Genomic DNA, 19,043 nt, shown 5'->3' with positions numbered 1-19,043 from the left:
ATGTTGCCTGCAGCGTAGTGGCCACCGCCGACAGCCCGGCTTCTCTCACCCGCGACCCGGCTTCCTAGGATGTCCTTTCGCGTCGAGGAGGGGATCACATGACTGTGATGAGCGGTACGGGCGGGTTGTCGGAGCGGGAGTTCCGGCAGGGGCGAGCGGATTGGATGGAGATCAGGACCGGGGACCTCGCAGCCGTCCTGGAGACCGCGGGACCCCGGCTGTTAAGGCTGCTTCCCACCGATCTGGGCGACCGGAGACTGGTCGCGGCGGTGACGGTCGCGCGGGTGGCCGCGGACGGGGCGCGGGCCCAGCCCGTGGCGGAGACGGTCCACTGGCTGGAGAGGCTGATGCCCGGGGGCCCGCTCCACGATCTGGAGGGAGCGGTACGAGAACTCCGGTCCCGGCTGGCGGCGAGCGGTGAGCCGGCCCTGTGGTCCTGGAACGCCGAAGGCTGGGAGGAGCTCCTGCTGTGGTGGTGGAGGCGGGAACAGCCGGGAACGGGCGATCAGGCCGCCGACTTCGCGGGGTGGCGGGCACGGTGGTCGGCGGAGATCCTGCGGGACGGTGAGATCGACCGTCCGGAGTCGATGCCACGCCGACACGGCAGGCAACTCCTCACGCCCGCCGAGTTCTTCGCCGACGAGCCGGAGCCGGTACGGCTTCTGGCACAGGCCGTACTGGACGCACCCGGTACCGTTGCCGCGGTCCAGGACGCGGTGCTGCTGCGGGAGGAACACCTCCAGGGCGCGGGGCACCTGGTGTGGCTGTCCGAGCAGCAGGCCTGCGTCGAACAGCTCGAAGCGTGGCGCCGCAGACAGCAGGCCACCGGATCGGAGGCCACCCGGGCGTTCCTCGTGGAGCTGTCCGAAGCGGTCAAGCGATACATGTCGCTCGTACTCCAGCCGGTCATCGACGCCCTCTCCCGGTGCGAGCGGGCTCTGCTCGGTGACAGCAAGCACGGTGCGCGACGCTCCGCCGCCGACTACCTGGACGCCTTCCTCGACGCGCAGGAACAGCCCGGCACGGATGCCTGGCGGGACGAGCGGCTCGCCACGGACGTCGAACAGCAGGCGCGGGAGCACCATGACCGGGGGGAGACCACCTGGCACGGCATGCTCGGCACGCTCCCCGTCTGGTACCACGTCGTGACCTCCCGCGAAGAGCGGGCGGCCGCGCTGGCCTACTCCGGGAAGCCGTCGACGTCCGTCGTGCGGGTCAGGACCGGCACGACGACCCAGGGCCTGCTGACCGACCTGTTCGGATTTGGGGGCCCGGAAGACGAGCAGGAGGAGTGGTACCCCGAACCCGGGATCGAGATCGCCTACGACCCGGACCGCGCCTTCGACCTGTGCGCGCTGCTGGCGGTAGCCCAACTCGGCCACGCACGGCTGGAGTTCCTCGTACGGCGCGCCGACGGCACTTTCCAGCGGCTTCGCTCGGTGCGAGCACGGGTCCGTCGTGACGACACCGCCGCCTGGCGGCTCTGGGCGCTCAAGGTGCTGTCGGCGCTGGTCCCGGACCCGGAGGACCTGGCGGACCTGATCGCGCGGGAGGACGACGACGGCACGGACGAGAGCGACGCGGCGGACGCCCGGACGCGCGCCGACGACCGCACCTCGTCCGACTCCGGCATGTCCGGGCCCGGCCCCCGGGCCGCGCGCGACGGACTGCCCGAGGCATTGCTCGGCAAGGTCAGATCGCTGCTGCGGAAGGCGGAGAACGCGGGGGCCACAGAGGAAGAGGCCCGCGTTTACCTGGCCAAGGCCACCGAGCTCATGGCCAAGTACGGCATTGAGCAAGCGATGCTCGACGACGTGACCGAGCCAGAGCGGCCCGTGGACCGGATCGTCGATCTGTACCCGCCCTACGTCAAGGAGGGGCGTCGGCTGCTCGCCAGGATCGGCTACGAGATGCGCTGCCGATCGGTGTACCCCGGCGGCAAGGCCAACCGTCACCGCGTCCACCTCTTCGGTTTCGAGGCCGACATCCAGGCCACCGAGGTGCTGTTCGCGAGCCTGCGCCTGCAGATGCTGGAGGGCGCGGACCGTGCGGACCGCCTGCATCGCCCCGAAGGCGAGGACGCCCGCGCCTACAAGCGTTCCTGGATGCTCGGCTTCATCCGCGAGGTGACCGCGCGGATCGGTGCCGCCCAGCAGGTTGCGAGGGCCGCCGCCGAGCAGCGAACCGAAGCGGAAGGAGAGGGACCGGGCGGCCGCAGCGTGGCGCTGGTCCTCGCCGACCGGACGACCGTGGTCGAGGCGCGGCTCGCCGCCCAGTACCCGAAGCTGAATAAGACCCGTCCGACGAAGTTCAAGGGCACCGGCTACTGGCAAGGAGTCGCCGACGGGCGGGACGCCGACATCGGTGGCCCGGCCTTCGACGAAGAGGGCCGGGTTTCAGAGCTCGCCACCTGAGGCACGTGTCGCGCGGCGCCCCGAGAGGGTTGCGGGCCGGGGAAGACTCCGTCCCGCACCGGTCTCGCCGATGGTCAGCGCAGCATGGAGCCGATCCAGGCCGCCGCCTGCTCGGGCGTGGCGCTGGTGTCCACACCGAGCACCGGGATGATGCCCAACAGGCCATTGGGGCCGCGCACCTGGAGGGTTCGCTGGGTGTGACTGCCCGGCTGGGGATGGACGATAACAGCGAGCGGGGTGCCGGCGGACGCGTAGCCGCTGCCGTACGTGAGGAGCTGGTGGACGTCGTCCGAGCTCACACCGTGACGGTCGTAACGCTTGTACTTGGCGTCCACCGGCAGCAGCGTGCGCTGTGCCGTGTCATGTCCTGGAAAACTGAGCAGGAGATCGGGCCGGAAGGCCGAGGCGTTGCCCAGGTCTCCGCCAACGGTGATGCCGGCGACGCTCCCGCCGGGTACGGCGTGGCCGCCGTGCGGGCCGACGGCCTCGGTGCCGAGGCGGCGGACGACGGCTTCCCAGAGCGGGGGCATGGCGAGTAGAAGACCGTCCGCCGTAGTGCCCTGGTCGGTGAGCAGGTCCGTCACACCGCCCCCGCGCAGCAGCAGGCGGGCCCAGGTATGGGCGGGGCGGTAGCGGGCGTTGAGGCGCGTGTAGTGGGTGCGGTCCAGGGCGTGGAGTGCCGCGGTCGGGGTCGGGGCCTGTGGGAAGGCGTCGGCGGCGCTGTGCAGGGCGCGCGCAAGGCCAGGACCGGCGGTCAGGCCGAGAGCCGCCCTTAGCGCGCTCCCGAGAACGCGGTTGTCCCAGATGCCCGCCACCCGGTCAAAAGTGCGTACGTGCAGCTGGTCCAGTTGCCCGAAGCGGCGGGTGGCTTGGGCGGCCACGTCCAGAAGACCCCGCAGCACCGGTTCGACACTCCGGCCGCGTACGTAGTCCCGGCGCAGGCCCTCCCGCAGCAGCCGCTCGCACTCTTCGAGCAGGGCGGCGGCGACCAGGTCTGCGTAACCGTCGGGGCCGGTGGCCCACCGTCTGGCCGCCGCCGGGACGGGCGTGCCGAGGGCGTAGGCGAGCCAGCTCATGAGCTGTTCTCCGGGAATGGCGAACTTGGGTGAGATCACCACGCGGACACGGTCCAGGACCAGGACTCCGACGGTCGCGTCGGCCTTGAGTCGCCACCCGGTGCGCTCCCTGGTCAGGGTGAGACGGCCCCGTGCCTGGAGGGCGTGCAGACGGTCGACGTCCCGGGAAGTGAGCTGCCCCGGCTCCAGCGTGGTGGACTCGTACTCGCCGAGCTGGACCGGCGTGCGGTCAGGCATCCGGGCCGATGACGCCGCTGGTGAACTCGGTCGCCAGCGCGTCCGCCAGATCCTGCGGGGGCATGAGGAGCGGACGCCCGGTCTCGGCGTCGACCAGGCCGCCGAGGATGCGGTGCAACAGGTCCGCCCGGCCGAGGCAGTGGTCCTCCAGGAGTGGGATCACCTCGTGGTGGAAGGCCGCGGCCAGATCCTCCTCGGTCGCGATGGGCTCGCCGTCGCGGAGCAGGTAGGCGTGCCCGATCTGGTGGTCGGCGTCGAGATGGCGGGCGATGCGGGTGTTGAGGGACTCGAAGAACGCGGCCAGGTCCAGGGGACCCACGGTCCCCGAGACCGCGTCCGGGTCCGGGCCCACGGGCAGGAAGGCGAAGCGGCGGCGAACCGCGGCGTCCAGGTGGCTGATGCTCCGGTCGGCGGTGTTCATCGTGCCGATGACCCGGACGTTCGGCGGGACGGAGAAGCTTCGCTTGCTCACGGGCAGGGCGACCGGCAGGTTCCGTTTGTCGAGTTCGAGGAGCGTGATCAACTCGCCGAAGACCCGCGGCAGATCACCGCGGTTGATCTCGTCGATGACCAGCAGGAACGTATGGTTCGGATGGGCGGCTGCCCGGCTGCACACGCCGTGGAACAGGCCGTCGGTGAGGGCGAGGGTGAGTCCCGGGCCGGTGGCGCTCAGGTCCGGCTTGAAGCCCTCGACGAAGTCCTCGTACCCGTACGAGGGGTGGAAGGTGACCAAGCGGATACGGTCACCGTGCAGCATCTCGGCCTGCGCCTGGGCACGTTGGCGGGCGTCGGCGTCGGCGCCGAGCACGTCCGCGCGGCCGTCCAGGGCGAGGGCGGCGCCGAGTGCGAGCCGGGTCTTGCCCGTCCCGGGCGGTCCGTGCAGGATCACCTGGCCTTTGCGTTCCAGGGCGTCCAGTACCGCCTGTACATCCTCGGGCAGCGCGACGGGCGTGCCCGCCTGTGCCTGGTTCGTACCCGGGGCGGAGCCGGAGTCGACGTCGTGCGCGGTGAACCTGGCGAAGAGGGAGGGGTCGACCTTGGCGAAGGTGGACCGCCAACCGTGCTGAGGCTTGGACAGTTTCTGCGCGTGGGAGAGGTCCCAGGTCACCGGGACGACGTGGTGGAACTCCGGCCGGTCCGGGTCGTAGCGGTAGCTCCCGTCGACCTTGCCGGTGGCCAGGACCTCGTCCGTCCCGCGGTTGGCCACGACCCGATCTCCCGTCTCCAGGTCCCGGAAGGCCAGCAGCCGGCGGGCGAGGGTCAGGCTTCCGCCACTGCTGCGCGGCCAGTACGCGTCCAGGGCCTGCTTCAGCTCCGTGTCGCTCTGGTACTGGCCGAGATCGCCGAGCGCGTCCCACCCGACGCAGATGAACCCGCCGTCCCGGCATTCCTCCCACAGACGGCCGCGCTCGCCCGGGGCGATCTTCCAGATGGTGCGTTGCCGGGGGCGAGGGTCGAAGTGCTCGTACAGGAAACGCATCACTTCATGGCTGGTCCAGCCGTCGAACTCCGGCTGTACGCGGACGAGTTTGAGCAGGCGGCGATTGATGCGCCAGGCCGAGGCGTCGCCCTGGTCCAAGTCGCCCAGAAGCAGGGCGACGAACCGGCGTAGGTGTTCCCCCGCGTAGATCGGCAGAAAATGCTCGGGGAAGTAGGTCGCCAAGGTCTTCGTCACCAGTGCTGGCCCGTAGCGCAGCACTTCGAGGTCGTCCAAGGCGTCGAAGTCTCCTGCCCCGGCGGCCTCGAAGGCTCGGACGAACTGTCCTCGCAGTTCCGCCCAGGCGTCCTGCGGATCCATCCCTCTCAGCGGAGCGGCCAGCCGCCATTCGCCGGAGTTGTGGTGGTACATGATGTGCTTCGCGGCACTGCCGCCCTTGATGCTCCCCAGGTGGGGTGTGCCGAACTCCATGAGCCGGCAGTACGTCGGCCCCGACCCGGGCGGCTCTCCCTGCCCGAGGGCGTAGCGCTCCAGCGGCAGCTCCGCCCACTCCTCCAGCGGAAACCGGGCCAGCACCTGCTTGCGCTCGTCCTCGGCGGCCGACTCGGCCTCCGTCACGGAGCCCCTGTCGAACTTGGCCACGGCCGCGTGCACATCCAACCCACCCGTCATACGAGCCATCATGCCGGAACCGGCGGCAACGGCCATTTCACGAGCTGAGGTTGAGCATCCTTCTGCGGGGTTGCCCGAACGGCTGTCACCATGACTCCGCAGGGCGTTTTCCGTCTCGGGAAGGGCCGAGGGCCAAGGCGACAGGGGGAGATCGTGGAGGACTGGATCTACATCCTCAATCCGAACAGGGACACCCTGGACGGGGAGCCCTCCGACAAGGAGACCGTCCGCCGCCTCTCGCATGAGGACCCCGAGCTCGACCTCTGGCTCAGCCGACGCAACCGCATGAACCCCGGCGACCGCCTGTGGTTCTTCTTCAGCCAACCGGAGGCGGCAGTCGCCGCGGTGGCCGAGGTCGACAACGAGCCGCGAGAGGACCCCGACGACCCGGACTTCTCCTACCGGGTCGACGTGACCCTGCTGCCCGAGCCCACGGACTCTCTGTACCGCGCCCCGGTGGGCCGGGACGAGCTGCAACTCGGCCAGGTGCGGTCCGTGCAGAAGGTCAAGCCGGGGGCATTGAAAATCCTGCTGGAGCGGGCCGGTCTGTGAGATGACCACCCGGGGCGGATCGCTGCGGCCACAACGGGGACTTCGGACGAATACGCCTGGACGTAACCGCCGAAGGACTACCGTCAACCAGCCGCCGATGCATCGCCTGGATCCCGGGGGAGGTCCACCACCCTGGCGAGAACTCCTTCGGACAGCGCCTTGAACTCCTTGAAACAGGTCTTCACGTACTGCTGGGTGCTGCCCAGTGCACCGTCGGCCGGCTTCAGATCGAACATGGGCTTGCGCGCGTCGTGCGCCAAGGGCATCAGGCTCCGGTAGTTCCTCATGGTGGCGATGCGATGGCTGTCGTCCTGACGCGAGGGCGGCGACTCGTCGAGGACCGCCGAGGAGTAGACCCACGGAATGCGCTGAAGCCATCGCTCATACGCCTTGACCGGCCTGTCGAGTCGCATTTCCGGCTGCATGATGACGTACCCCAGCGGCTGCATGGCCGCGCGAGGAGCGGAAATGCCTTTCGGCACCCTGGGCAGGACCAGGGACTGCCAGTCGGTACGCCACTGGCGCAGTGTCGGGCCGAGGTTGCTCAAGCCCTTGAGGGAGAACAGGTCTGCGGCCAGCGGCATCAGCACGGTGTCGGCCGAGATCAGCGCCGCCCGGTTGATGGCACCCAGGTTGGGGCCGACGTCGATCAGCACGATATCGGCGTCCACGGCTCGCGCCGCCTGCTCGATGATGCGATGGAACGACGTGGATGTGCGAATGGCCGCGATATCGCCCGCATAGGCCCGTGACCACTCATTGGACAGTTTGTCCTCGAAGCGGCTCAGGTCGAGGCTGCCCGGCAGCAGCCAGAGGTCCGGCTGGAGCCGCGCGGGCTCGACGACCGCGATGTCGCCCGTGCCCTCCAGGATGGGACGGACGGCGTCGGCGATCGTCTGGCCGCTGCGCACCCGTCCTGTGCCCGGCAGACCCGCCATGGCCGCGCCCTGGTCGATGAGCTCCGAGGAGTTTTCCCACAGCTCTTCGATCTCCGTCTCCTCCAGGCACATCGAGGTCAGGTTGGCCTGGGGATCGAGGTCAACTGCCAGCACACTCAAGCCGAGTCGCCTGATCATGTGCGCGAGGTGGTAGGTGAGGGTCGTCTTCCCCACACCGCCCTTGTTGTTGAACAGCGCGATAGAGGTCATGCGGCCCTCCGGATGACGACGGCCCAGGACGCGTCATCGACCTGGAACTCGGCGGGTGGGTTTCCGTTGGTCTCCAGCGCCTTCTTCACCCGGCCGATGCCCCTGCCGAACCGGTTCACGTAGCCAAGGCCCTTCATCGCGGCGGCCAGGGACGGATTGCGGTAATCGGTGACCCGGTCGAAGTTGTCCTCCCGTACTTGCCCGAAAGGCCCACCGGGGTTGGTGACCTCGATGCGGTCGTCGAACCACACGATGCGGGTCGGCGCGTATGAGGTCTCGTAGTTCCGGTGCATGAGGGCATTCATGCAGAGTTCGCGCAGTGCCTCCAGTGGATAGTCCGGGCGGGGCGTCTCACGGAACCCGTCCTCGACGAGGCGGGTGCGCAGATTGCTCCGCAGGAGGGGTTCGAGCCGGGCCGACATCCCGACCAGGTTCTGCCGCAGTTCCTGCTCGTCGGAGATGGGGGCGTCGAGGTCCGTGCCCTGATAGCGGACGAACTGGAGGTACGCCCCGGGAATGTGGCTCCCTGGGTCGAGGCCGACCGTCAGCAGGCCGAGCACTGTGGGCGTTCCGTCCGGCGTCAGCAGGTGGAGGGACGACAGCTGGAGGTCCACGGGACGGCCGTTCTCCTCGATGACCTCGGGCGCGACCATGGAGGGCAGGTACGACTGCCGGAACAGATCGAGGTCCAGATCGTCGAGGTGGGCGAGAGAAAGCGGCCGGGTGTCGAACGGGATGTCCTTGGCGCGCCGCCGCTCCGCCAGCACGCGTTCGTCCTCGCGGCTCGCCTTGCGCGTGGTGGGACCGGGGCGGACCCAGATGACGCCCTCGAACCGGACTGGTGGAGTCGCGCAGGCCTCGACATGGAGCCGGATGACCGGCTTGCCCCGGAAGACGGCCCGATCGACGGTGAGCGACGGACGGTCGAGGATCCGGCCGTCGTCCCGCAGCTCGGTGAGCTGAAGGAGCGCCCGGTCGCTCAGGTCGACATCGTCGACAGGCTGACCCTTGTCGTCCACACCGATGAGGACATCGCCGCCACCATGGCCGCACAAATCATTGGCCATGGCACACACCGCGTTGCCGATGGCGTCTCCACGTCTCCCCTCGCGTTTCGCGGTGCGCTTGAACTCGAGGGACGCGGACTCCTGTGTGCCCAGGAGGTCCGCAAGATCCGTACTGTTGTCGCTCACGGTGCCCATTGTGCCGTGCGGGCTGGGCCCAGCCGTGTTCCAAGCCCGGAGCCTGCGCTTGTGCGCCGCGTCCGGCTCACTCGGCCAGCGGGACGACGTTTCCCCATCCTCCCTGGCGCACCCGGCCCACACCGCCTCGCCGACATCAGGTGGTCAGGCTTCCAGGGAGTCATCGGGGCTGTCCTTGCTTTCGGCCATCACCTTGCCGCCGACGAAAGCCACGCTCAGGGCGAGTGCGGCACCAGCGCCGGCCAGCACCCTCTTGAGATTCACGCTCAAGAACTGCTTGTTCTCGCTGTCCTTCTGGAACTCCATCCTCAGGGTTTCCTGGATCTGCTCGATGATGAATTTCTTGTCTTCCGCACTCAGGTTGTCTTTGCTCAGTTCAACCCTGAGGATTTCCCTTACCTCCTGACAGGCCCGATGGAAATGCTCCTGGCTCTGCTTGTTGGCCGAGAGCGTGGATTCATATGCCTTCTCCATCACTCCCACAACATCCTTGGCGAAATCCTTGAACGCGGGGAACTGTTCAATGATCTTCAGAGCCACCTCAGTGCTCATGTCGGGCATCATCGCCACAAATCTGATCATTTTCTCTTTAGAGAGATGCCGCCAGGATTCGATTCCAAGCGCCCGCTTGATCTCGTCTTCGTTCTTGTAGCCCATGCCGTGGTTCCGTCCGTCGTCCTGTCAGGAGTAGACCCAGCGCCAGGCGTTCGCGCTGTAAGTACACGTGATGCGGGTGCCGCCCGCGGTCGTGGTGGCGGCTCCGTGATTGCTGTTCCGGCAGAACTGCCCTGCCTGATAGCAGTTGCCCGAGTTGGAGGCTATGGAGCATGTGCCACTGCCACTGCCGGATACGGCTGCCTGCGCGGCTTTGGTGACGGTGACGGTGGGGCCGGGCCGTGTGACCGTCTTGGTCTTGGTGACCGTCGGCGCGGGCGTGGGCTCGGCGGTGGTGGTGACGGTGGCTGTCACCGTGATGGTCGGAGCGGGCCGCGAGGCGGCCGTGCGTGCGGTGTCCGCGTCGTCCTGACCGGCCTCCTGGCAGCCCACGAGCCCGAGAGCGAGCAGTGCCGCGCCTGTGGCCCACGCCCTCCTGCGCGTGTGCGGCGGTCTGGAGCCGGCCGGGCGTGACGGCCTGTTGCGCGAGTTCATGAATCCCCCCCGGGCTTCAAGCGTTCGCGGAAACATTCCTGCGAACGCGTCGGCCGACACCTCGCTGTGCCTGACACTCAGGAAAGGCCCTACGGGCGAAGACCGGAACGCCGTCGGCAGGCGACGGCGTCGAAAGGGAGCATGAGGCATTGCTGTTGGCGATGTCAACAGACTCGACTCGTCGAGGATGTGCAGACCTGTGTACGATCGGCTGTGCGGGCTCGGGGAGGTCGAGACACCGAGCGAGTGGTGATGCCGACTGATCGCCGAGCCCAGGCGGACGGAGCTGACGGCCCCTCTGCCACCGGTCGGGAGCGCGGTATTAGAGTGTCTCCGCTGATGAGGGGGGCTTCATCGCACGGCCGCCGCTGCTCGCGGGAGAAGCCGCCGGTCGACCGCAGGTACGCCGACGCCCGAAGTCGGCCGCGTCGCAGCGTACCGATCGGTACGCGAAGGCGCAGAACATCAGGGGGGTACATGACTCATCAGCGCGATCCGCGGTGTGATCTCCGAGCGCGGACGGTGTCGGCCGTACGGCCGTGCCCGGCGCCGAGGAGCGTCCCGTGCCGGTGAACCTGCCCGAACGCATCGGCCCCTACCGGCCGACCCGGCACCTCGGAACCGGCGGTATGGGCACGGTCTACTACGCGACCGACCCCGACAGCGGGCGTCCCCTCGCCGTGAAGGTCCTTCACCAGGGCTTCGCCGACGACCCCGCGCACCGGGCCCGTTTCCGCCGGGAGACCACCACGCTCCGCAAGGTCACCGGCCCGTACCTCGTGCCGCTGGTCGACGCCGACCCCGACGCCCCGCTGCCCTGGCTGGCGACCGCCTACGTCCAGGGCAACACCCTGCACCAGCACGTCCGGGACACCGGGCCCCTGCGCGCGGACAACCTGCTGACCTTCGCGGCGGCCGTCGCCCACGCGCTGGCCTGCGTCCACGGCGCGGGGGTCGCCCACCGCGACCTGAAGCCGACGAACGTACTCCTGGCGGCCGACGGTCCACACGTCGTGGACTTCGGCATCGCCCACCACCTGGACGCCACCGCCATCACCGCGACATCGGTGACGACCGGCACTCCTGGCTGGATGGCACCGGAGCAGCTCACCGACGGCACCACCCTCCCGGCCTGCGACATCTTCTGCTGGGGGCTGCTCGTCGCCTACGCCGCGGCAGCGGTCCACCCCTTCGGAGCCCCCACCGGGATCAACCACCGCATCATCAGTGCGGCGCCCTCGCTCCAGGGCGTGCCCGACGCTCTGCGGCCCCTGGTCCGTGACGCCCTGCACAAGGACCCCGGGGAGCGGCCGAGCGCGGCGGAGATCGCCGAGCGGGCGGCCGCCGTGTACGGGCCGACAGGGACCGCCGTCTTCCCGACCATGGCCTACACCCGGTCCTTCGAACGGGCCGAAACCGCCGTCACCGTGCCCCTGGACCGCGTGCGCTGGAACGTGCCCCTGCCCGCCGAGCCCTCCGCCGACGAGGCCCCTGCGGGTAGGGAGCCTGTGGGCGGTCAGAAACCTGCGCGCAAGGGGCCCGTGAACGATGAGGAGACCGCCGCTCCTCCGGAACCCTCGGAGCCCCCTCTTCAGCAGGCGTCCGGAGAGCCGGCGCTCTCGCCGACCGCGCAGGACGTACGTCGGCACGCTCCCCCGGTCACCCCTTCATCCCAAGCTCCGGCACCGCCTCCCGCCGCCTCGGGGGCCGCACCTGCCGGGCGCCGTACGCGAAGTCGCCGGGTCGTCCTCTGCACGGTGGCCGCTGCCGCGGTGCTGGGCGTCGTGGCCGGTGCCGTGGCGGCCGGCAACAGCGGGACCGCAGGCGCCGCCGGGCACCCCGCCACCGGTTCGACGGCCGAGCCGAAGCGGACGGCGACGAGTCGGCACCCGGTCGCCGCGCCACCCTCCGCGTCCGAGTCCCCGAGCGCCGAGGAGACCGCCGCATCGGAGCCGGAACCGGTGGCCCTCTTCGGCGGCCTGCGGGTCACGCTCCCCGTCGACTCGGACCTGGAGTTCTTCCGGTCGGGCGACGAGGACGCGGACGCCGGATCCTCCTGGGACACCTCGGAGACTTCGGGAACCACCGCCGCGACCAGTGCCGACTTCATCCTGCACGGGGACTCCGACACCGGCGTGCGCATCATGTACTCCCCGAGTCTGACCCTGGACCAGATCAAGGAGGGCCAGACGGACTCCGGTTCCATGTGGTCCGTCGAGAACGAGGACAGTGACACCGTCACGGACGAGTCGGTGATCTCCACGAAGGACGGGCCGCTGGCCGAAGTCGGCGGCAAGAAGGCCATGAGCTGGACGTTCGGCACGGATGTGCTTCCCGACTACGACGGCTCCCGCAAGAGCAGCCACCGCGTCTGGTGGCTGCCGTACAGCAAGTACCTCCTCTACACCTACGGGAAGCACGACAAGGCCGCCGAGGTGGCCGTGGACGAACTGATCGAGGGGATCGGCTTCGAGGCCACGGAGATGCCGCGCGACTGCGCGGACGCCGTCGTGGCCCTGGACAAAGCCGCCGCCAGCGGCGAACAGACGGACGACCAGGGCACCCTCGCCAACTGTTACGGAGCCGCGGCGGACGGTGTCGAACAACTCGACCCGGGGACGGTGCACACGAAGACGGAGGCCGCGTGCATCGCCCTCGTCCAGGCCTACAACGGGTACGGGGCCTACCCCGCCTACGACGAGGCGAAGGCCTACAAGGAACTGCGCCCCTGGTGTGACATCCCCGGGGCAGTCAGCAACCCGCGCCTGCCGGACTGGGCCTCCTGATGCTGTGACGGCCGGACGCCCTCAGCCGACGGGTCCGGTCACTTCCGGGAACGGCCGGTCGCGCGGCGGGGACTGTGTTAGCAGCAGTGCCCACACCGTCTTGCCCGAAGGCGGGAACGGTTCCGTGCCCCAGCGGTCGGCCAGGGCGTCGACCAGGAGCAGCCCGCGACCCGACTCGTGATCCGGCCCCCCCTCCGGAGGGATCGCGGGGCGGCGCTCGCCCCGCATGTCGCTCACCGCGATGCGCAGGGTGCCGGCCGCATTGTCCAGCGTCAGCGCCAGCAGGAAGTCACGCCCCTGGACGCGGCCGTGCAGCGCCGCGTTCGCCGCAAGCTCCGCTACGACGTGTTCCGCTCGCTCGATGACTTGTGGTGACGTCTCCCAGGCGGTCAGCCGTTCCACGGCCAGGAGCCGCGCGAGACGGGCGCCCCGGCGGGTGGAGGAGAGCCGCTGCGCGAACGTGCGTGCGGTGGCGTGGAGTTGGGGCGTAGAGGCGTGCATGGGACAACCGTGACGGGCGTGCGGGAGTGTGTTCCAGTAGCGCGGCCCGTACGCTGCGTCAGCGTACGGGCACGTTCTGTGGACGGTACGGGGATCTTGCCGTCACGCTGGGTGCTGTCGATCGCGGAGAAACCGCAGAGGACGTACGTATCTGGAGGTGGCCGCGTATGACGGACAGCATTGACGTGACGGCGTGCGACTGGGAGCGCGAGCCCGACCCCTCCGACAGTCTGAGGACGTTCGGGGCGGTCGTCCAGGCCCTGCGCGAGCACGCGGGGCTCAGCCGGGTGGACTTCGGGGCACGGGTCCGGTTCTCCAAACACACCGTGGAGTCGGTGGAGTTGGGGCGCCGCATGCCCGACGAATCCTTCGTGGAGCGGGCTGAGGAGGTCCTGGGGAACACGGGTGCGCTGCGGAAGGCGGCGGGGCATCTGGCTCGGGGCGAGGCGGGGCTGGCGGCCTGGTTCCGGCGGTGGGCTCGACTGGAGAAGGTGGCGGTGAGCCTGTGCACGTACGAGTGCCGGCTGGTGCCGGGGTTGTTGCAGTCGGAGGGGTATGCGCGGGCGGTGTTCGAGGGCACGATTCCGGTGGTCACGGATGAGGAGCTGGAGACTCTGCTCGGCGTCCGGATGGAGAGGCAGCGGATGCTGTACGAGCGGCCGACCGTGCCGTTCAGCTTCATCGTGGAGGAGCACGTGTTCCGGCGGCGGTTCGGTGACATGGAGCAGATGCGGGCGATGCTCGACCATGTGCTGGAACACAGCGCACCGCGCAACGTGACGCTTCAGGTTGTGCCGTTGGAGGCGGGGTTGCATGCGTGTCTGGATGGTCCTGTGCGGCTTCTGGAAACGTCGGAGGGGCGACGGTTCGCGTACTCCGAAGGGCAGCAGAACGGACGGCTGATTGCCGACGTGAAAGAGGTAAGCCTCCTTCAACAGCGCTATGACACACTGCGCTCGCAGGCCCTCAACCCCAAAGAGTCGAGGGGTCTGTTGGAGCGACTGCGAGGAGAGCTATGAGCACGACGGAACTCGCCTGGTTCAAGTCCAGCTACAGCGGGAGCCAGGGGGACGACTGCATCGAGGTGGCCGCGACTGAGCACGCCATCTGTGTACGGGACTCCAAGGACGTGACTCGCCCGCACTTCGCCGTCGGGCGTGAGGAGTGGTCGCGGTTCGTGGGGTTCGTCTCGGAGGTCTGAAGAGTTCACGGGGTGGCACTCGGGCCATGAAGTGGCCCCGGTCGGGGAATACCGACCGGGGCCGGACGCGTCTGTCAGGCACGGGCTTGGACGGGTCTGCCCCGACCGTAGAAGCCCCTCCACCCATGGGGTTCGTTTGTGGCCAGGCCACTGGTGACGTTGTCAGCCTCGACGGCAGCGATCCTGAAGCTCGGAGATGACGGCTCTCTCGCGTGAGTTGACGTCGCCGTCCACAGCGGCCACCTGGTTGGCCACGTCGAGGAGGTCGCTCAGATCCCCTGATTCGGCGTCCAGGCGTTGCCACACCTCTATGGGGTCGATGTCGACAAGGCGAGCGAGCTGTTCATCGACGACCTGATGCTGCTCCCGGACCAGTCTCACCAGGTGGCGCATCAACAGCGCCTCATCGTCGGCGATCTTGTGATTCGCCCGGATGACGAGCCAAGCGACCCACAACATCGCCTGTGGGTGCCGACTCCGCTTGCTCAGCCTTTCGGCGACTTCGATCACGCGTGCCTCGTTGCGGAAGACGGCTTGCGCGTGCCTCCCCGCGACCAGCGTCGTATAGCGGTTCAACACCACCGCCAGCGGTACGCCGACCACCGGGATGCCGATCTTGATGACGTTGCGCTGCAGGAGATACTTCCCGACGACGGGAAGCCCTTTCGCGGCGTTCAGCACCCCCTTGGAGTAGAAGCGCTTGATCACCTGCCGTACCACGAGCGGGACCGCCTTGAGCGCGCTTTCCTGGACCACTTCCCCGCTCTTGATGGTGAAGGCCACTCGTATGAGTTTCCACAGGTCCTCGGGGTCGGACAGGTCGAGCGGGACCTGGTAGAGGACCGCGATGTCGTAGGCCAGGCGGAGCTGGAGTCGGCTGGTGAACGCGACATCGACCATCATCGTCGCGACGGCGGCCGGGACGGCGGCCGGAGAGGCCCCGCCAAGGGTTCCGATGGTGGATGCGACGGCCGCCGTGTAAGCCCCGGCGGAGAGTCCGCCCTCGATCGCGGCGTACCGGGCCGCCATCTTGATCCGCTGATCGACGATGCCATCCGGGGGCACGCCCTCGTAGCGCTCCTGGAAGTACTGCCAGTCGACCTTCGCGGTGTAGGAACTCATGGCCTGAGCGCAGAGCTTGGTGAACCAGTTGCCCGACTTGATGTCGTCCGCGCTCAGGCTCTTGACGAACTCGCGTATCTCGGAGCGCTCTTGCTCGACGGACGTCCGGTCGGCAATGTCGTCGGCGGCATCAGTCGGGGGTTTGGGCATGGTGGGGTCTCCTGAGTTCGTTTCCATCGGGGTGGCGTCACCGCAGTTCGGAGTGGCGACGTAGTGCCATGCGCCAGTGCATGAACAGGGCCTCGGGCGGGGGAGCGATCCGGTCCAGGTTGAAAAGGATCTGCTGGTACAGCGGATGCGGCCGTTCGCCTCCGTGCGCTGTGACCAGGGCGGACAGCGGAGGCCAGTCGTCGGGTGTTTCACGGTCGGCCTCGACCAGTACGGCGATTTTGTCGTCGGGGTGGAGAGCCGCGAGGGGAGCCCCGATCCGCAGGGCCAGTTCGCCCCATGTCGTCGTACGGCGTTCACGCGCGCTCTGCCGCAGCGCGAAGCGCACGGCGACGGCGAGGTCACGTATCTGTGACAGAGTCAGACGCTCGGTCATCCGCTCCAGGTGTCGCTGCCAACGAGCGATGTCCTGGCGTTCCTCTGCTGCCAGATCGCCCCCGAGCTCCTCGGCTAGGTCGTTGGCACTCCGTAGAGCGAGCCGCAGCTGGTCCGGATGGAGATCGTCTCCGTCACGGTTGATCTCGTCGACGAGCGCTGACAGGCGCTCCCACGACTCGTGCAACTCGTCGGCGCGCTGGTTCACGAGCCAGTCGGTGAGGTCGCGCAGGGTCTCGTGGGCATCCGTCGAAGGCGCGGCCTGTTCCGCCAGGAACAGGTTCTGCTCGTAGGCGTCGAGGTCACCGGCTTGCTGTGCCTCGTGCGTCAGGTCGAGCAGCGCGTCGAACGCGGCACGGGACTCGGCCTCCTTGCGTCCGCTCCTGATCGGCGGCCGACGTGAGACTTCATGAATGGGCCGAGACGGCGAGTTCGGCTGGCTTCTGCTTCTGCTGTAGGCCGCCTGAACGCGGCCACGCTCGAGGTTCCAGATGTCGAGCAACTCGGCGTCGGAGAAACTCTTCGTCCAGCCGAGTCCGTGCAGTACCTCTTTGAAGAACGAGGCTGGGCCGCCGTCTCGCCCCTTGATGAGGGATGACAGAACGGGCTTGCCCGGTGTCCGGGGCTGTTCGACCTGGAGGAGGAGTTCCCTCCACCGGTCCACGGAGAGTGTGTGGCCGTGGAGGGACGCTCCCTTGCACAGGGTTGCCGTCGTGACGACGTTCCTGCTCCGCGCGGTGTTCTCCAGCGTCTTGCGGAAAGAGGCGACGAGTTCGGCATCAGAGGGAAGAGGGTGCCTCTCTGACGATGGCTCGTGGGTGTAGGTGGATGATGTGGCCCTGACCATGGGCCCGTCAGTGGGCTTGGTCCCGACGCGTTGCAGGGCACTGGCCTTGATCAGCCATGTGCCATCGCTCTCGAGGGAGACAACGGCGTCCAGGGGCAGGTACGTGTGCTGACGCTCGGGCGAATCCGCGTGGGCGGGGAGTGACAAGCGGGCGTTGACGCGCAGGGAGACGTCGAACCAGTGGTCGGTGTCGGTGGTGTGAGCCGGCGTGGCGTCGGTGATGAGTACGGAGGTCGGGGTGAGCGGCAGGCCGGACAGAGGACGGGCAGGTTCCACAGGTGCGGCGGCATGGCGTGGAACGATGCCGTCCGTTGTGTGGAGGAGGCTCGGGGTGACGATGCCTTCGGGGGTGAGCGTGCACTCCGAGAGTGAGGTCCACTCCACGGGCATGTCGGGAAACTGAGTCCCGACCTCCACCTCTCGCGTCGCCCCGAGAGACCGGCACTGCACGCGGAGGGCGTACCCCTGCCGTTCGATCTGCCAGTTGGCCAGGAGGCTGTCGGGCCCGAAGAGCCAGTCGAGCTCCGAGTGCCGGACCCGCAGTTCCGTGTCGGCCTCCTCCCACTCCCGCTTCGACCGCCGAGCGAGCTGTACGCGTATGAGACGGCGTCCAGCCCCGTACGACACGTCGACGGCCTCGCGGACCCGGTGCCCCTTCGGCTTGTAGACGGGCTGGACTGCCCGCTGCCCCTGCCGCTTCAGCCAGTCGGCGACGGCTCGTCCGATGTAGAGGTGGTCGGCGCTGTCCTCACCGGTGTCCGTGCGCCGACAGTGCACGGGCGGCCGGTGCGCGAAGTGGCATTTCTTGTCCGTGTACCGCTTCGGGGACAGTCGCTTGCCGCAGCCGCCGAGCAGCACGCCGCAGTAGAAGTCGTCGCGTGTCCGACCTCGCATGAATCTCTCGAAGTCGTCATGGTCGTAGGGCAGGAACACCGGCCGGTCCGACTCGGCCCGGCCGATGACTGCGGTCTGGACCTTGCGCGTGTCTTCTTCCTGTGCGTACGACAACGGGGGCTCCTGGTGACGGGTGGTGGCGGGTCAGGCGCTATGCCAGCGGTTACGGCCGTCGGAGCCGGGGCCGCAGACCATGGGGGTTCCTGCCTCGGTGACGCCGGTCGCGCCGCGCGGGGAGCAGAACGAGCCGGGGTGGACCGTGCCGACGCTGTTGCCACCGCCTGTGGAACCGCCGGAGGAGGACGAGGAGCCTCCATCGGTCGAGCCGCCACCGGTCGTGCCGTTGTCGTCGTTGTCGTAGTCGGGGTCGTTGGCGGGGATCTTGTAGGTGGTGTCCTTGGCGGACGGGCAATCCTGGACGAGGTCTGCGTCGGTCCACTGGCCCAGGTCCAGGCGGACCGTGGTGGCAAAGTCGACCTTGGTTCCCTCGTCCGGGGACTGGAAGCAGACCCGCCACTCATCGCCGTCCTCCGTGGCCTCCTCGGCGGTCGGAGTGTCGATGTCGAGGTAGACGTCGTCGAGCGTGACGCGGTCGAGGTTGATACCGGCCTGCTTCAGATCCTCGACGGCCTTGTTGTAGGTGGCGCCGACGACGGCTGGCATCTTCGGCCACGGGAGCGGGCCGCCGTCCTTCTCAGGGCACGGCTCGGGGCTCTTGACGGCCGCGAAGTCGATGGTCTTCGCGGCCGTGTCAGCCTTCTGAAAGCACACGGTCCATCCGGACCTCAGGACGATCACGCGATTGTTGTCGGCCGCGTCGTGATGGGCAGCGGTGTAGCCGGCGGAGCGTGCCCGCTTCTCGGCCTCGTCCAGTTGCTGTCCGACGTAGTCAACGGCGATGGCGGGCTGGGACTTCTTGGACGGGGTCGGGGATGCCTGGGCGGATTCACCGCTTGCCCCGCCCGCGTGCGCTGACTTGGTGCCGTTGTCGTCGAGCTGTCCACCCAGGCCCGCGCCGACCGTCAGGAGGATCAGGGCTCCGACCGTCGCTCCGAGCCTGGCGAACCAGCGCCACGGTGGCAGCACCCACACGGCCACCATGGCGCCGATCATCACGAGGAAACCCAGGGCGAAGCTGAACGCGCCGAGCAGGGCGACGAGGACGAGGATGCCGAGCACGGCCTGTGTGCTCTTCCACCAGGGACGGGACAGGGCCGGGGCAGTGTATGGATTCACGTGGTGCTCAACTCCTCAAGTGCGA

At 68.6% G+C, this 19,043-nt stretch carries 15 protein-coding genes; 5 read left to right on the top strand and 10 right to left on the bottom strand.

Annotated features, from left to right (window positions below):
* The first annotated feature begins 98 nt into the window (after positions 1-98).
* Positions 99-2,414: a DUF2786 domain-containing protein gene (locus tag BFN33_RS49830; protein WP_141757972.1), complete on the top strand. Its 2,316-nt coding sequence runs from the start codon at positions 99-101 to the stop codon at positions 2,412-2,414.
* A gap of 74 nt (positions 2,415-2,488) precedes the next feature.
* Here the strand turns inward: BFN33_RS49830 and BFN33_RS17725 are convergent, their stop codons facing one another.
* Positions 2,489-3,727 (bottom strand): McrC family protein, encoded by a 1,239-nt coding sequence (locus tag BFN33_RS17725; RefSeq protein WP_069761032.1) that lies wholly within the window; start codon positions 3,725-3,727, stop codon positions 2,489-2,491.
* Positions 3,720-5,837 carry an McrB family protein gene (locus tag BFN33_RS17720; RefSeq protein WP_069761031.1) on the bottom strand — a complete coding sequence of 706 codons (2,118 nt, stop codon included), beginning with the start codon at positions 5,835-5,837 and terminating at the stop codon, positions 3,720-3,722. The genes BFN33_RS17725 and BFN33_RS17720 overlap by 8 nt, the downstream gene beginning before the upstream one ends.
* Positions 5,838-5,990: 153 nt before the next feature.
* On the opposite strand from BFN33_RS17720, the gene BFN33_RS17715 reads away from it, so the two are divergent.
* A complete protein-coding gene (locus BFN33_RS17715) occupies positions 5,991-6,389 on the top strand; it encodes an EVE domain-containing protein (protein ID WP_069761030.1) in 399 nt (132 codons plus the stop codon).
* 83 nt (positions 6,390-6,472) lie between these two features.
* On the opposite strand, the gene BFN33_RS17710 is transcribed toward BFN33_RS17715, so the two are convergent.
* The 4 genes from BFN33_RS17710 to BFN33_RS17695 all read right to left on the bottom strand — a co-directional run bounded on the left by BFN33_RS17710 (position 6,473) and on the right by BFN33_RS17695 (position 9,888).
* A complete protein-coding gene (locus BFN33_RS17710; protein ID WP_069761029.1) occupies positions 6,473-7,537 on the bottom strand; it encodes a ParA family protein in 1,065 nt (354 codons plus the stop codon).
* Entirely contained in the window at positions 7,534-8,739 is a 1,206-nt protein-coding gene (locus BFN33_RS17705; RefSeq protein WP_079140863.1) for an ATP-binding protein, read from the bottom strand. Before BFN33_RS17705 ends, BFN33_RS17710 begins: the two co-directional genes overlap by 4 nt.
* 144 nt (positions 8,740-8,883) lie before the next feature.
* On the bottom strand, positions 8,884-9,396 hold the full coding sequence (locus BFN33_RS17700; RefSeq protein ID WP_069761028.1) for a hypothetical protein: 513 nt from the start codon (positions 9,394-9,396) through the stop codon (positions 8,884-8,886).
* A 24-nt stretch (positions 9,397-9,420) separates the two neighbouring features.
* Positions 9,421-9,888: a hypothetical protein gene (locus BFN33_RS17695; RefSeq protein WP_069761027.1), complete on the bottom strand. Its 468-nt coding sequence runs from the start codon at positions 9,886-9,888 to the stop codon at positions 9,421-9,423.
* A 563-nt stretch (positions 9,889-10,451) separates the two neighbouring features.
* Here BFN33_RS17695 and BFN33_RS17690 point away from each other — a divergent pair.
* Positions 10,452-12,674 (top strand): serine/threonine-protein kinase, encoded by a 2,223-nt coding sequence (locus BFN33_RS17690; protein ID WP_069761026.1) that lies wholly within the window; start codon positions 10,452-10,454, stop codon positions 12,672-12,674.
* Positions 12,675-12,695: 21 nt separating this feature from the next.
* Here BFN33_RS17690 and BFN33_RS17685 read toward each other — a convergent pair whose 3' ends face one another.
* On the bottom strand, positions 12,696-13,175 hold the full coding sequence (locus BFN33_RS17685) for an ATP-binding protein (protein ID WP_069761025.1): 480 nt from the start codon (positions 13,173-13,175) through the stop codon (positions 12,696-12,698).
* Between the two features lie 167 nt (positions 13,176-13,342).
* On the opposite strand from BFN33_RS17685, the gene BFN33_RS17680 reads away from it, so the two are divergent.
* Positions 13,343-14,194 carry a helix-turn-helix transcriptional regulator gene (locus BFN33_RS17680; RefSeq protein WP_069761024.1) on the top strand — a complete coding sequence of 284 codons (852 nt, stop codon included), beginning with the start codon at positions 13,343-13,345 and terminating at the stop codon, positions 14,192-14,194.
* Positions 14,191-14,376 (top strand): DUF397 domain-containing protein, encoded by a 186-nt coding sequence (locus BFN33_RS17675; protein WP_069761023.1) that lies wholly within the window; start codon positions 14,191-14,193, stop codon positions 14,374-14,376. The genes BFN33_RS17680 and BFN33_RS17675 overlap by 4 nt, the downstream gene beginning before the upstream one ends.
* A 162-nt stretch (positions 14,377-14,538) precedes the next feature.
* Here the strand turns inward: BFN33_RS17675 and BFN33_RS17670 are convergent, their stop codons facing one another.
* Genes BFN33_RS17670 through BFN33_RS17660 form a run of 3 tightly spaced genes read right to left on the bottom strand, consistent with a single transcriptional unit; the run spans position 14,539 to position 19,018 of the window.
* Complete coding sequence (locus BFN33_RS17670) at positions 14,539-15,648, bottom strand: TerB family tellurite resistance protein (RefSeq protein WP_069761022.1); 1,110 nt, start codon at positions 15,646-15,648, stop codon at positions 14,539-14,541.
* Positions 15,649-15,685: 37 nt separating this feature from the next.
* Positions 15,686-17,896 (bottom strand): competence protein CoiA family protein, encoded by a 2,211-nt coding sequence (locus BFN33_RS17665; protein ID WP_069761021.1) that lies wholly within the window; start codon positions 17,894-17,896, stop codon positions 15,686-15,688.
* Positions 17,897-17,926: 30 nt separating this feature from the next.
* Positions 17,927-19,018: a PASTA domain-containing protein gene (locus tag BFN33_RS17660; RefSeq protein ID WP_069761020.1), complete on the bottom strand. Its 1,092-nt coding sequence runs from the start codon at positions 19,016-19,018 to the stop codon at positions 17,927-17,929.
* Positions 19,019-19,043 lie beyond the last annotated feature (25 nt).

This window comes from Streptomyces sp. LUP47B (assembly GCF_001746295.1).
In the GTDB taxonomy this organism is placed as follows: Bacteria; Actinomycetota; Actinomycetes; order Streptomycetales; family Streptomycetaceae; genus Streptomyces.
This window is presented reverse-complemented; position numbering and strand designations above follow the sequence as displayed.